The organism is Chryseobacterium sp. S90, assembly GCF_047444895.1.
GTDB lineage: Bacteria > Bacteroidota > Bacteroidia > Flavobacteriales > Weeksellaceae > Chryseobacterium.
On the sequence record NZ_JBLGCX010000007.1, the window covers coordinates 197,687 to 210,859 of the forward strand.

At 36.1% G+C, this 13,173-nt stretch carries 15 protein-coding genes; 4 read left to right on the top strand and 11 right to left on the bottom strand.

Going from position 1 to position 13,173, the window contains the following annotated elements:
- Nucleotides 1–87 precede the first annotated feature (87 nt).
- From ACLMCG_RS18600 to ACLMCG_RS18620, 5 genes are all read right to left on the bottom strand, one after another.
- Nucleotides 88–993 (bottom strand): DUF4835 family protein, encoded by a 906-nt coding sequence (locus ACLMCG_RS18600; RefSeq protein ID WP_413960742.1) that lies wholly within the window; start codon nucleotides 991–993, stop codon nucleotides 88–90.
- Nucleotides 994–1,029: 36 nt separating this feature from the next.
- Entirely contained in the window at nucleotides 1,030–2,235 is a 1,206-nt protein-coding gene (coaBC, locus tag ACLMCG_RS18605) for a bifunctional phosphopantothenoylcysteine decarboxylase/phosphopantothenate--cysteine ligase CoaBC (RefSeq protein ID WP_413960743.1), read from the bottom strand.
- 124 nt (nucleotides 2,236–2,359) lie between these two features.
- Nucleotides 2,360–2,683: a DNA-directed RNA polymerase subunit omega gene (locus ACLMCG_RS18610; protein ID WP_047424579.1), complete on the bottom strand. Its 324-nt coding sequence runs from the start codon at nucleotides 2,681–2,683 to the stop codon at nucleotides 2,360–2,362.
- 42 nt (nucleotides 2,684–2,725) lie between these two features.
- On the bottom strand, nucleotides 2,726–3,721 hold the full coding sequence (locus ACLMCG_RS18615) for an outer membrane protein assembly factor BamD (RefSeq protein ID WP_413960744.1): 996 nt from the start codon (nucleotides 3,719–3,721) through the stop codon (nucleotides 2,726–2,728).
- Nucleotides 3,722–3,824: 103 nt separating this feature from the next.
- Nucleotides 3,825–4,454 (bottom strand): TetR/AcrR family transcriptional regulator, encoded by a 630-nt coding sequence (locus ACLMCG_RS18620; RefSeq protein ID WP_027372956.1) that lies wholly within the window; start codon nucleotides 4,452–4,454, stop codon nucleotides 3,825–3,827.
- A 97-nt stretch (nucleotides 4,455–4,551) separates the two neighbouring features.
- Here ACLMCG_RS18620 and ACLMCG_RS18625 point away from each other — a divergent pair, with 97 nt between their 5' ends.
- The 4 genes from ACLMCG_RS18625 to ACLMCG_RS18640 all read left to right on the top strand — a co-directional run bounded on the left by ACLMCG_RS18625 (nucleotide 4,552) and on the right by ACLMCG_RS18640 (nucleotide 7,128).
- Nucleotides 4,552–5,175 (top strand): TatD family hydrolase, encoded by a 624-nt coding sequence (locus ACLMCG_RS18625; RefSeq protein ID WP_413960745.1) that lies wholly within the window; start codon nucleotides 4,552–4,554, stop codon nucleotides 5,173–5,175.
- On the top strand, nucleotides 5,168–5,893 hold the full coding sequence (locus tag ACLMCG_RS18630) for a ThiF family adenylyltransferase (RefSeq protein WP_413960746.1): 726 nt from the start codon (nucleotides 5,168–5,170) through the stop codon (nucleotides 5,891–5,893). The genes ACLMCG_RS18625 and ACLMCG_RS18630 overlap by 8 nt, the downstream gene beginning before the upstream one ends.
- Nucleotides 5,894–5,908: 15 nt before the next feature.
- Nucleotides 5,909–6,280, top strand: a complete 372-nt coding sequence (gene rnpA / locus ACLMCG_RS18635; protein ID WP_413960747.1) for a ribonuclease P protein component — start codon at nucleotides 5,909–5,911, stop codon at nucleotides 6,278–6,280.
- A gap of 239 nt (nucleotides 6,281–6,519) precedes the next feature.
- Nucleotides 6,520–7,128, top strand: coding sequence for a DUF4126 domain-containing protein (locus ACLMCG_RS18640; protein ID WP_413960748.1), 609 nt, complete (start codon nucleotides 6,520–6,522; stop codon nucleotides 7,126–7,128).
- A gap of 40 nt (nucleotides 7,129–7,168) precedes the next feature.
- On the opposite strand, the gene ACLMCG_RS18645 is transcribed toward ACLMCG_RS18640, so the two are convergent.
- The 6 genes from ACLMCG_RS18645 to ACLMCG_RS18670 are packed head-to-tail and all read right to left on the bottom strand — an operon-like array spanning nucleotide 7,169 to nucleotide 13,172.
- Nucleotides 7,169–9,298: a hypothetical protein gene (locus tag ACLMCG_RS18645; RefSeq protein ID WP_413960749.1), complete on the bottom strand. Its 2,130-nt coding sequence runs from the start codon at nucleotides 9,296–9,298 to the stop codon at nucleotides 7,169–7,171.
- Nucleotide 9,299: 1 nt separating this feature from the next.
- Nucleotides 9,300–9,851: an LptE family protein gene (locus ACLMCG_RS18650; protein ID WP_413960750.1), complete on the bottom strand. Its 552-nt coding sequence runs from the start codon at nucleotides 9,849–9,851 to the stop codon at nucleotides 9,300–9,302.
- The gene (locus ACLMCG_RS18655; protein WP_413960751.1) at nucleotides 9,841–10,545 is read right to left on the bottom strand and encodes a hypothetical protein; all 705 of its coding nucleotides are present in this window, start codon (nucleotides 10,543–10,545) and stop codon (nucleotides 9,841–9,843) included. Before ACLMCG_RS18655 ends, ACLMCG_RS18650 begins: the two co-directional genes overlap by 11 nt.
- 13 nt (nucleotides 10,546–10,558) lie before the next feature.
- A complete protein-coding gene (locus ACLMCG_RS18660) occupies nucleotides 10,559–11,848 on the bottom strand; it encodes a sigma-54 interaction domain-containing protein (protein WP_223601314.1) in 1,290 nt (429 codons plus the stop codon).
- 36 nt (nucleotides 11,849–11,884) lie between these two features.
- Nucleotides 11,885–12,682, bottom strand: a complete 798-nt coding sequence (locus ACLMCG_RS18665) for a tetratricopeptide repeat protein (RefSeq protein WP_413960752.1) — start codon at nucleotides 12,680–12,682, stop codon at nucleotides 11,885–11,887.
- Nucleotides 12,654–13,172: a hypothetical protein gene (locus tag ACLMCG_RS18670; RefSeq protein ID WP_413960753.1), complete on the bottom strand. Its 519-nt coding sequence runs from the start codon at nucleotides 13,170–13,172 to the stop codon at nucleotides 12,654–12,656. The genes ACLMCG_RS18665 and ACLMCG_RS18670 overlap by 29 nt, the downstream gene beginning before the upstream one ends.
- Nucleotide 13,173: the final 1 nt, after the last annotated feature.

The following is a 13,173-nucleotide window of genomic DNA, read 5'->3' on the forward strand; positions in this document are numbered from 1 at the left end:
CTTTCTGCTCATTAACATTTTTTCAGGTCCAACTTCTCAAAAAACTATTTCTCAAAAATTTTTAAAGTTTATTAATGAATTTTGATCTTATACTTTCCACTTATTCCACTTATTATCAATATTTTTCGGCGAAAGAATAATCATCGTCTGTTTAAGATCATTAAGAATCAAACCTCCGTTATTTCCGGAATTGAATATATTGAAGATCTCATCACTTTTTGTATCCATGAACAGGTTAAAGAAAAATGCCTGTTGAAATGTATTCTCGTACATTTTCAATTGCATCAGGGCATCAAAGATCACTTTTTTCCCGGCAGTCTGATCCTGATTGAAAAGATTATCCATTCCGGCTCTGTGATAAGTATAAATAGTAGAACGTAACTGGTTCCAGTTAGGATTCATCACTTCATTGATTAATATAGAGCGGCTTCTTGGTTCATTGATGGTATTCCATCCTTCATAATTTCTGTTCTGAGAATTCTGGGCTATCTGTTGTGCTTTTGCGTACCATTGAGACCCTCCCATTGACTGGAAACTATCTCCATCTAATCCCAAAATAAGATAAATGTAGAAACTGACTACATCCGTAAGGTTTTTCCCTGAAAATTGTCTTTCATTAAAAATAAGACTCTCATTTTCAATATATTCAAAGCCAAATCTCTGATCCTGAAGGTTAATTAAAGGGGATTCATAAGTAGTATTGTAAACAGGACGCATAGCCTGAACAACAATAGATCCTTTGAATCTGTTTCCATCTCTTTCTCCAATAACAACGGAAAAACCACATTTTATTTTTTCAAAATTCTGAAGCTTTTTCCCTGTCCAGCTGGTGTTATTGATAAAATCCCTGAGACTTTTCTCCAATGCCTTAAATGCCTGCTGGTTACTTCCTCCTACCTGTTGGGAGTTTACCTGAACGGTTGCCAACAGCTCTTGGGAAAAACTTTGGGTATATATAAAAAACAGAAAAAATAAACTTATAATTTTTTTCATTGTCTATTAAAAATTGAGAACGGAAATTTATTAAAATTATTTTAAAAGTTGAGACTCAACAAAATTGAGAATATCTTTCGCTACTTCATCTTTGGATTTCAGGTCGAATTCTTTTTTCTCTGTCTTTGTAAAGATCCTTATTTTATTGGTATCATTCTTAAACCCGGCACCTTCGTCACGCAAAGAGTTTAACACAATCATATCAAGGTTTTTCTTCTCCAGCTTTCCTTTTGCATTTTCTTCTTCATTTTGGGTTTCCAGAGCGAAACCTACCAGAAACTGATGGGTTTTCTGTTCCCCCATCGTTTTAAGGATATCAGGATTTTTAACCAGCTCAATCGTCAGGTTATTATCATTTTTCTTGATCTTTTCTTTTGCTACTTCTTTTGGAGCGTAATCTGCCACCGCAGCACTTGCGATACCAATATCTATTTTGTCATAAAATTCAAATACTTTTGTCAGCATTTCTTTTGCTGAAGTTACTTTATGAAGTTCAACATTGGGATCATTAATGGTTTGGAAACTTGGTCCTGAAATCAGAATCACTTTTGCTCCTCTTTTTGAAGCTTCTTCTGCCAGAGAAAATCCCATTTTTCCCGATGAATGATTTCCTATAAATCTTACAGGATCTATCGCTTCATAGGTAGGGCCGGCAGTAATTAAAACCGTTTTTCCTTCAAGGCTTCCGGAATGATTGCTTTGTGTAAAATAGTTTTCAACAGTATTAAAAATCGTTGACGGCTCTGCCATTCTTCCCTGCCCGATCAGTCCACTAGCAAGCTCTCCATTTTCTGCAGGAATTATCATGTGTCCAAAACTTTCTGCAAGCGCCAGGTTCTTCTTTGTGGAAGGATGTACGTACATATCAAGATCCATTGCCGGAGCTATGAAAACAGGGCATTTTGCAGACATATAAGTTGCAATAACCAGATTATCACACATCCCATGCACCATCTTAGACAGTGTATTGGCTGTACAGGGCGCTACGATCATAACATCTGCCCACAGTGCCATTTCCACGTGGCTGTTCCATGTTCCGTTATCGCTGTAAAATTCTGAATACACTGGTTTTTTGGATAGTGTAGATAAGCTTAGTTTCGTTACAAAATGCTCTGCATCGGGCGTCATAATGACCTGCACTTCAGCACCTTTTTTCACAAAATCTCTTATCAAAAAATGAATTTTGTAGGCCGCAATTCCCCCAGAGACGGCGATAAGTATCTTTTTACCGGAAACACTCATTGAGTTTTAATTTTTTGAAATACTAAAATACTTATTTTTTCCCACACAATCAGGCTTTAAAACAACAAAGGTCATAAAAGAACAGATTTCTTTTATGACCCTCATTTATAAAAAACACAGATGATTATTTTCTATCTTCTGTTTTTCTGAAATAAACATCTTCGTTTAACCACTCTTCAATAGCAATTGAAGTTGGCTTTGGAAGCTTTTCGTAATGTTTAGAGATCTCAATTTGTTCTCTGTTTTCGAAAACCTCTTCTAATGTAGAATTGTGAACGGCAAATTCATCCAATTTGTTGTGAAGTTCCGTACGGATCTCCGCATTGATCTGCTCTGCTCTCTTTCCCATGATAACAATAGCTTCATAGATTGAACCTACTTTATCTTCAATCTTATCTTTATCGTAAGTAATTGTATTTACTTCTGCTTTTGTATCTTTTACACTCATTTTGAGAAAATTATTTTTATTTTAAGATGGCAAATTTACGAATTATCTTTGAATTTTGAAAGTCGCTGCAGGAGGAGGGGTCTTAAGTGCTGCACTGTCCCTCTGTAACTGCATTGCTTTCTTTTCATTGCTGATCTGATCTTTAATTTGCTGCTCGGTTTTACCTTGGTCGGCCAATTTTTCAGCTTCTTTTTTCTGTCTTGCTGTTAAAGCTGCAATTTTAGCATCTGTTTCTTTTTTAACAACAGCAAAATGCTCTTTTTCCTTTTCCAGTTTTTCTCTCAGATCTGTAGCTGTTTTAGAATATTCTGTATTAGGAAGTTCTTTTTCTACAAATCTTGTATAAGTTAATGCACTTTCAATACGCTCAGCTTTAAGATTATAAACAGATTTCATCGCCAGTTCATAGCGTGACTTCAGGATATAATCATAAATTTTTGAACGAAGTTTTGTACTTGGAAAATCTTCCAGAACGTTTTCCAATGCTACATTCGCTGCTTTATAATCTCCCATTTTGAAGTATTGTCTTCCATTTTCATAGGCTTTAAATTCAAGCTTATAAGACAATTCATCAATCAGTTGGCTGATATTTTTAGATCTCTCAGAGTTTGGATAATTGTTCAGGAAGTCCTGAAGTTCATTAATCGCCAATTCTGTACTGGACTGATCCAAGTTGTAATCCATAGATCCTTCATAATAGCATAATGCAGACATGTAAGCCGCCTCTTCAGCTCTTGGATCTTTCGGAAAGCTCACTGCAAAGTTTTTGAACTGGTGACCTGCCAATTTATAACTCTTGTCATAATAGTTGGCATAAGCAGTGTTGAAACCTACATTAGGAAAATCATCTGTTCCTGCCACAAGATTTGCAAGTCTGTCATAAAGAGCCAATGCATTTTTCCACTTTTTCTTAGCAAAGTTTTCATTAGCTGCTTTCAAGATAAATTCTTTATCAGCACTCCTCATTGCTCTTTCCTGCTGGCTTACACAAGATGAAATCACCGCTACAGCAAAAAGACCTAAAATATATTTTTTCATATAAAAAGTTCAACAGTTTTCGGATTATACAGCCGATTTACTAATTTGCAAAAATATAACTTTTTTGCCAATAGATTTTTTTTTATGAATATTTAACGTAATTTTAGTCTGCAGCGTATCCCAAAATTGCAAAAACACTTAATAAAAGATTCATTCTTACCTTTTTCTCCGCTTCCTTAGTATATGTTTCTTCGTTTTTACTCGGAACATACAGTTCATAAAAATTTTTATTTCTGATAACAAATAAAGTGGAGCCAATAATCATGGTAAGGATATCTTCAGGTTTGGGGGTAAAAGTAAAAACACCGGAAGCTACTCCTTTTTTAATTACTTCATCCAGCTTTTTTACAAATAGCTGGTAGAAATCAAGTAATTCATCTTTCAGGTTTTCTGTATGGCGGAGTTCCTGGGTAACGAACCCATGAAAATAATTATATTTGAACAGCTGAGAAACGATATATTTGATCATCTCTCTCATCTGCATTTCGGGCTTCCCATCTTTGATGGTATCTGCAAATTCTGAAAAATTTTCTCTGGTTTTCAGTACTCTGTACTGATATAAATAAGACATCATTTTCTCCTTAGAACCGAAGTAATAAGAGATCATAGCGACGTTGATATTAGCTTTGGAACAAATATCTCTTACAGAAGTTCCCTCATATCCTTTCTTGGCGATGAGCTCTTCCGCAATATCCAGTATGTGAATCTGTTTTTCTGTAAATTTTTTTTTCATGAAGTGCACTTTGAGTAAAGTTAAGAAATTTTTAACACATTTATAAACGATCGTTTAATAATTTTAAATTAAATCTGAAAAATACTTATTTTTGAATATGGATTTTTTTGATTTTCACCATCATAAAAGATATATCAGAAACGGAATTTACAATCTGTCGAAAGGAACTCCACCAGATTTCCCTTATTCCATCGGTATTCATCCCAACGATATTGATGTTAATACTATAGAACAGCAGTTTTCATGGATGAAAAGTACGATGTCTGAAAACTGTTTTGCTATTGGTGAATGTGGTTTGGATTCTTTAGTTTCTGTGGATCAGAAAATTCAGGAAGAAGTTTTTTTAAGACAGATAGAAATCGCAAATGAGGTAAAAAAACCTCTGATTATTCATTGTGTAAGAAAATTTTATGAGGTTATTTCTTTTAAAAAGAAGGCGGAACAACCAATGATCATTCATGGTTTCAATAAAAAAAGACAAATTGCCGAAGATCTTCTGAGCAATAATTTTTACCTGAGTTTTGGAAAAGCTGTTTTGTATAATTTATCTTTGCAGGATATTATAAAAGAAACACCATTAGACAGAATCTTTTTAGAAACTGATAATGAAGATTTTAACATTGAAGAATTGTACATTAAAGTTTCGGAAATAAAAGCTATTTCCCTGGAACAACTGAATGAACAAATTTTAGAAAATTTACACTCGATAAAAAATGGATAAATACTGGCTGGAAAGAACTGAACTTTTGATAAAGGAAGAAGGATTGGATAGACTGATCAAGGCAAATGTGCTTGTTGTAGGTTTGGGCGGAGTAGGTTCTTTTGCCGCAGAGTTTCTGGCGAGAGCCGGAGTAGGAAATATGACCATTGTGGATGGTGATACAGTAGATATTACAAATATCAACAGACAGCTGCCTGCTTTACACTCTACTGTCGGAAAACATAAGGTGGATGTTGTTGCTGAAAGGCTTCTTGACATCAATCCACAGCTTAATTTAACGAAAATCAATGAGTTTCTGAATCCGGAAAGGATGGAAGAAGTATTGGATTCGGCAAAATTTGATTATGTTTTGGACTGTATCGACAGTGTTACTCCAAAACTTTCTTTGATTATCGCTGCCAAAAGAAGAAGGATCAAAATTGTAAGCTCAATGGGAGCCGGCGGAAAAACCGATCCAAGTAAAGTATTGGTAAGAGACATCAGTAAAACAGAACACTGCCATCTTGCAAGACAAGTCAGAAAAAGGCTGAAAAAAGTGAAAATTGACAAAGGTGTCCGTTGTGTTTTTGCCAATGATATTCAGGATGAAGAAAGTTTAAAAATGACTGACGGAACCAATTATAAAAGATCTTTTTACGGAACCATAAGTTATATGCCTGCCATTTTCGGGTTGTACACTGCTTCTGAAGTGATTAATCATTTATTAAAACAGGATTAAATTCACATTCCGTAAATGACAAATTCCAAGTATCCCAGAGCGGAAAAGCTCAAAAAAAATACGGAAATCAGTTTGCTTTTTGAGAAAGGCAAATGGAGAACCAGCGGAAATCTGAGAATCATTATTCTGAAAGACAAAGCCACCCTTCCAATAGAAGCACCCAGATTCGGGGTTTCTGTTTCAAAAAGATATTTTAAAAAAGCTGTCCATAGAAACCGTATCAAAAGATTACTGAGAGAATGCTACCGCTTGAATAAAGAGTTATTTAAAGAAGCTTTTGGTGAAAAAACGATGGCTATGTTATTTTGGGTTTCTCCTGAGATGCCACCGAAGTTTCAGGATGTGGAGGCTCAGTTTATAAAGCTTTGTGAAACGCAGAAAAAATAGTCTTTCATTAAAATAAAATGGTCTGTAGGTGGTTTTAGCTTGCAGATTTTTTTTGTTTCCCACAGATCGCACAGATTTTCACAGATAATTACGTAGAGAAAATATTCTTATTCTACAAAAAATCACGAATAGCGAAGTTCGAAACCCGTAACCCGAATCCCCAAACTCAGAAATCAATAATACTCCACATATCATATACTTTTTGTAATTTAGGGAAAACAATAAATCTGAAAATTAATATGTTAGATAATATTCCCTATTTTTCTTATGTCATCAGCGCATTTATCGGGATTGGATTAGCAGCAGCTACGGGATTTCGGGTATTTCTCCCGATGTTTATCGTAAGTCTTTCTTCTTATTTCAACTGGATTCCCATGAATGAGCATTTTGAATGGCTTGCAGGTCTTCCTACATTGATTACAACAGGAATTGCCACAGTGGCTGAGATACTAGCCTATTACATCCCTTTTATTGATCATTTGCTGGATACGGTCTCTATTCCGATGGCAACGGTAGCGGGTTCTATACTATTTGCCAGTCAGTTTGCAGAGTTGGGAACATTCCCACAATGGGCGCTGGCATTAATTGCAGGTGGAGGTACAGCAGCTACCATCAGTTCCGGATTTGCAGGAATAAGGGCCGCTTCTACAGCCACAACAGGAGGGTTGGGGAATTCTGTGGTAGGAACCACGGAAACAGCCGGAGCTGGTCTCATGTCTGTTCTCGCCATGGCTGCACCGGTTATTGCAGCAATTCTTGCAATAATTGCCTTAATTCTTGTGATTGTTTTTGGACGGAGAGCATGGAAAAAATTACGAGGAAGTAAAAGTGATCCTCAGAATTTATAAATAAAAAAAGGTACTGTTTAAAATCAGTACCTTTTTCCTTTTAATTTTTACTTCTAAAGTCCTTAATATCCTGAATTTTAGATTCAAAGTATTCTTTTTTCTCAGGACTCTTTTTGATTAGTATTTCAAACGCTTTTATTGCTTTTGTATATAGTTTCTGTTCAAAGTAAAGATTTGCCAACGTCTCTGTCATCAAATGCGAGATGTCATCGTTCTTTTCTTTAACAACATAGGAGCTTTCTTCTTTTAACTGACTGATTCTAGGATTGTTTTCAATGAAGGTTTCAATAGCCTTTTCTTTGGTTTCTGATTTCTCTTTCTCTACATCTTCAGTTCTGTCGATCTTAAGCCAGCTTTGCCAGGTATTGATAAAACCGGGAACATTACTGTCTAATTGCGGCTGTGTTGTATTCTTCATAGTAACTTCCTGTATTTGCTCTACAGGTTCTTCTTTACTTTCCTTCTGCTTATCTTCAACCTTAAGGGTAGAAATATCGGTTCCAAAGAAAGAAACATTCATCACCGGAACTTCTTCTTTTTCAACAGCTTTATCAGTATTTCCTTCGGTTGTTTCAATTGGGACAGGTTGATCTTCAGCAACTTCTGAAGTTTCTTCTTTTGCTAAAACAGTATCTTCCTGAACAATTTCTGTAATAGCCTCCGTTTCAGATGGGGCTTCAGCTTCCATTATCTGTTCTGGTTCTTCTGCAGGAATTATTTCCGCTGCCGGAATTTTTATTTCAGGAGCCGCCGCTTCTGTTGACTTACTGATTAATGAATCAGGTATATTAGATTCCACACTCATAGGCTTCCATGAAGACTGAGCTTCAGGAGCTTCTTCTTTTTCTTCTGCGGATTCAACCTTAACCTCCTCTTCAGCAGGTAATTGATTTACAACAGTTTCTTCTTTTACAGGCTCTTCTTTGATTTCTGAAGGTTTATCCTCACTTGTTGACCAGAAATGGAAATTCTGGGTTTCAGCAAAGCTAATTTCATGATCTCCAGCTGCTTCAGACTCTGTTTTTTCTTCTTGAGCAACAGGTTTTGCCTCCTTCATCTTTTTCTCAACTTCTTCGATGAGACGTCTCATTTCCTCTTCATGCTTATTTACATGAGGCTGGGAAACTTCAGCTTTTTCAGAAATTTCTTCGTTGTTGGCCTGGATTTTAACATCCGGCATAAATGATTCCGTGCCATGGAAGCTTACTTCAGCATCGGACAATTCCACTGAAGACACTTCTTCATTACCTAGTGTATCTTCTTTTCCGGCAAAAATCTGATCTTCGTCGATAATGGTTTCTGGTGTAAAATTTTCTCCAGCATTCTCTTCTATTTCAGCTTGTATTTCTTGTTGAGAAAATTCCTCTTCAGAAACAATTTCAGTTTCATTAGCTGTTGATTCTGTTTTTACAGGTTCTTCTACAACTTCTTCAATATTTTCTTCCGGTACTACAGGAGCTATCTCATGAAAACTGATATTTTCTTCTTCGTCAATCTTTTCTTCTTCTTTTTCTGAAGAAATCTGATCTTCGTGAATGATGGCTTCCGGTGTGAAGTTTTCTCCTGCTTTTTCCTCTGTTTCAGCTTGTTCTTCTTGCTGAACAGGCTCTTCCACTACAGGTTCAGTTTTTTGAGTAACCAGAACCCCTGATTCCAGGGTAGACTCAATATCTATTGTTTCAGAATTTTGCTCTTCCAGGAAATTTTCTTCTCCTTCGAATAAAATTCTGTTTCGTTCACCATTTACATAAATATGTTTAACCTCCAGTGCAGTTGGTAAAACACATGCAGCATCATGCTCTTCTGCTGGTTTTTCCACAGAAACGCCCTCTTCTCTTTTGATAGGGAAAGCTTTGGTTTTCTGGATTAATTGAGCTGGTTTTTCAATTGTTTTAGAAGGTTTCTTCTCTTCAACAATCTCTGATTTGGACTCCTGTTTTATCTTTCCATTGATCAGCTGATACAAAATCTTCTTGTCAGTAGTATAGGCTGCCGTTGTAGAAAGCTCTTTCTGATAGTTTTCTTTTTCGTACAGATGGATTCCATACAGATGAAGCGCCCTGATATTTTGAATATAAGGAAAAGTATGAATTTCTTCTTTCAAAAGACCAAGGTCTTCTAACTGAATATTTTTCGGATTTTTTATTAATTCTAAAACTCTCGGATTCATCTTACCAATTCGCTACAATGTCGTTAAATATCTTATTAATAATTCTATCTGTTACCAGCTTTACCTGCTGATCTTCGATTTGACTTAGTGATACATCACTGTTGAAAGCAGCTTCATCGGAATACGTTCTGTCGAAACTTGCCTCCGGATGAATTTTGTTTTCATAATGTACTTTTACGGTAATCGTAAGTTTATTCTGTGCCTGCTGAATCACTCCGCCAGAAGGGTTGGTCTGGGTATTGGAACTGATTGTAGTAGGAGTAATAGAATAGTCAGTAATCTCTCCTTCTATCAGGATATCAGGATTTTCTTTTGTTCCTTTCAGTGTTGTTCTCTGAAGGAATCTATTTTGTATTGCGGTAGAAAACTGTTGGGATAATGCAGGGTTTACAAGAGGTGCATTGTTCGGAAATTCATTAATCTGAACAGTTTTTTCATCTGTAAGAGATGATCCCGTAAAGCTGTAGCATGAATTTAAAACTCCCAGCAATGCAAAAAGCATTACGGTAAGCAGTGATTGTTTCAGGCTGATATTTTTAATTTTAAAATTCATTTTTAGATCCAATTTCAATAATTTCATCATACTCAATTTGTTGAATAGCATCTTCATAAGCAAAATAGTTTGCAGTATATAAAAACGGAAGGGTAAGAAAAATTCCTATCCCGCAGGCAACAATACCAATCTGAGCTAAAATACTCACTATTAATGAGAAAAGAAAAATTGACAACAGATTTCCTTTGGTCATTACTTTTGAAATATTCCAGGCTTCTTTTATTTCTGTAATTCCTTTAAGGCTGATTAATGGAATGATATAAAAGCCCTTCAATACGAAGTAGTATATCGCTGCAATCAATAAAAACACGTAAGGAAACACAAAAAGAGCCACCATTGGATTGGGTTCATTCCCCTCTGACATTGCTCCTGATATCCCCAGCACAGCAAATAAAGGAATGTAAAGTAATAAAACACCTCCAAAAACAATTAACTGCAGCATAAAGTAAGGCATAAAGTCCTTAAAATCGAAGATATCTCCTGGACTTGCCGGCTGATTTCTGCTCAGCCTTTGAAGATATTTATATAAATTACCCATCGCTAATAGTCCGCAAAACGGAATAATCGACATGATAAAGCACACTAAAAATGCTACAAAAATATTTCCGAAATCTTTCTTTAAAAGTTCGAAACCTTTATTAATATATTCTCCGAGTTTAAAATTGATCGGCTTAGGTGTTAAATTTACTTTCATTATTTATGTTGTGCTAATCTTCCAGGTTATATTGTTTTATTTTTCTGTATAAAGTTCTTTGTGAGATTCCCAATTCATCTGCGGCTCTGTTTCTACGTCCCTTATGCTTCTCCAACGCTTTGATAATCAAATCCTTTTCGTTATTCTGAAGAGAAAGTGACTCTGGTCTGTTTTCTTCAATTTCAATATCTTCAATATCTTCATAACTGTCATCCGGAGTTGAGATAATCGTAGGATTCTGAACTACAGGCGCATCATTATGATTGTCAAAATAGACTAAAGACCCGGGATTTACCTGAGGTTGAGTCTCAGGGGTATAAATCCTGTTGATCAGATTTTTCTCGTGGTTGCTCAGATCTGCTGTTCCCCTGTTTTTAATCAATTCCGAAGTTAAGGATTTTAAATCATTAATATCATTCCTCATATCGAATAGAATTTTATACATGATTTCTCTTTCACTTCCAAAATCGTTTTGCTTAGGAGTATTCTGAGTATTCACTACCATTGGAAGGTGGGTTTCCATCGGAATATACTCGGCCAGTTTCTCAGCAGTTATATTTCTGTTTCTTTCCACAACGGTCATCTGCTCTACCAGATTTCTTAATTGGCGGACGTTACCGGGGAAAGAATAACTTTCTATGTAATGAACAGCGCTCTGCTCCAGTTCCAGTTCCGGCATTCTGTATTTTTCTGCAAAGTCTATTGCAAACTTTCTGAACAGCAAATGAATGTCTCCTTTTCTTTCTCTCAAAGGCGGCATATCGATCTGAACGGTATTCAGACGATAATATAAATCCTCACGAAATCTTCCGTCATGGATCGCTTTCATCATATTAACGTTGGTAGCCGCTACAATTCTTACGTTGGTTTTCTGCACCTGTGAAGAACCCACTTTCATAAATTCACCACTTTCCAGTACTCTTAAAAGACGAACCTGGGTCTGCAGCGGAAGCTCTCCTACCTCATCCAAAAAGATGGTTCCTCCGTCTGCTACTTCAAAATACCCTTTTCTTGTAGCTGTAGCTCCTGTAAAAGCTCCTTTTTCGTGTCCGAACAGCTCAGAATCTATGGTTCCTTCCGGAATTGCTCCACAGTTGACCACGATATAAGGCTGATGTTTTCTTTTAGATTCTGAATGGATAATTTTTGGAATAAACTCTTTTCCAACCCCACTTTCTCCTATTACCAGTACAGAAATATCTGTAGGGGCAACCTGAATAGATTTTTCCAGTGCCCGGTTGAGTGCGGGAAAGTTTCCGATAATTCCGAAACGGTTTTTTATGTTTTGTAGCTCGTTGCTCATAAGTAAATTTTTGATTATTGATTTAATGTTAATCTTCTACAGCTCTTCAATCTCTTTTCTGTAGACTTTGTTAAAATGATGAGTGTAGACATCTTTCATAGTCTTTCCTTCATCATACGTTTGCAGGGCTAACATTTTTAAATCTAAATAATCTTTGTTTCTGATCTTAGAAACTTTACTTTTAAAGTATATATTCTCGGCAAAGTTGTATTCTTTGCTTTGTTTTTCAAAATTTTCCAGGGCTTTATCATACCTTCCCAGCTCGAAGTAAGTCACTCCCAACTGGTAATGGTCAAACATTCCCTTCACATAACCTCTGGCCGCCAGAAGCTTTTCTATAATCCCAGCCGCTTTTTCTTTCTGTCCTAACGCACTGTAGGACATAGCTCTTACTACATCCAGATTATAGTCTCCGTTCTGAGACCTTCCTAAGTCTCCGGGATAATATTTTTTTAGCTGGTCTAAATCCTGAATAGCACCTTTATAATCTCTTAGAAACTGAAACTTGGTCCAGCCTCTGTATCCAAGGTGCATTTGAGGATCTAAAGCAACGGCTTTATCAATTAAAATTTTCCAGGTTACGAAATCTCCGTTCTTAAGATATGGAACTGCTTTTTCCATGTAAGCAAGGGAGAAATCAGGACACAGCTCAATAGCTTTATCAAAGCCTTCCTGAGATTCTGCGAAACCTTGTAAATCTGAAGCCCAGTTGTATAACTCACACGCTTTTTTGCAGTTCTCACCCTCTACTGCATTACAGTTGACCTGTGCAATAGTATTGGTGTAAACGATAAGCAACAAAAAGCTAAGGTAATACCTCTGAAACTTTTCCATTTTCAATTTTATAGGTTAAATACTGATAATAATCTACTTTTAAACCTTTTATCTCTTTCGGCATCCAGCCATCGAGTGATTTTGTAAACTGCAGCAATCTATTTTCCAATTCTTCATCAAGTACAGTTTCTTTCAGATCCGGACTCATATGCTGTAATCTGAACAGTCCTGTCTTTCCTTCACAATTTACTAAAAATCTTACGGTAATATAACCGTCGATCTTATTTTCAGAATATATATTTTCTTTTTTAAGTTTTTCTACGATCGCAATCTTCTCTCCTTTGTAGCCATATTCCTTTGAACCCTGATAGTATTGAAAGCTGAAATGTCCCCATTTTTCTGAACCACATTTCTTAAAACCAGCATCATCCAGCTTTTCATCAAATTCAATATCACCTACAGTATTCGGATACTTTTTTGCTGTCTTTTCTGTCTGACAGGATACCAGAGCAAACGAAAGCATTGCAAAAAGATAGACTGCTTTAATCACA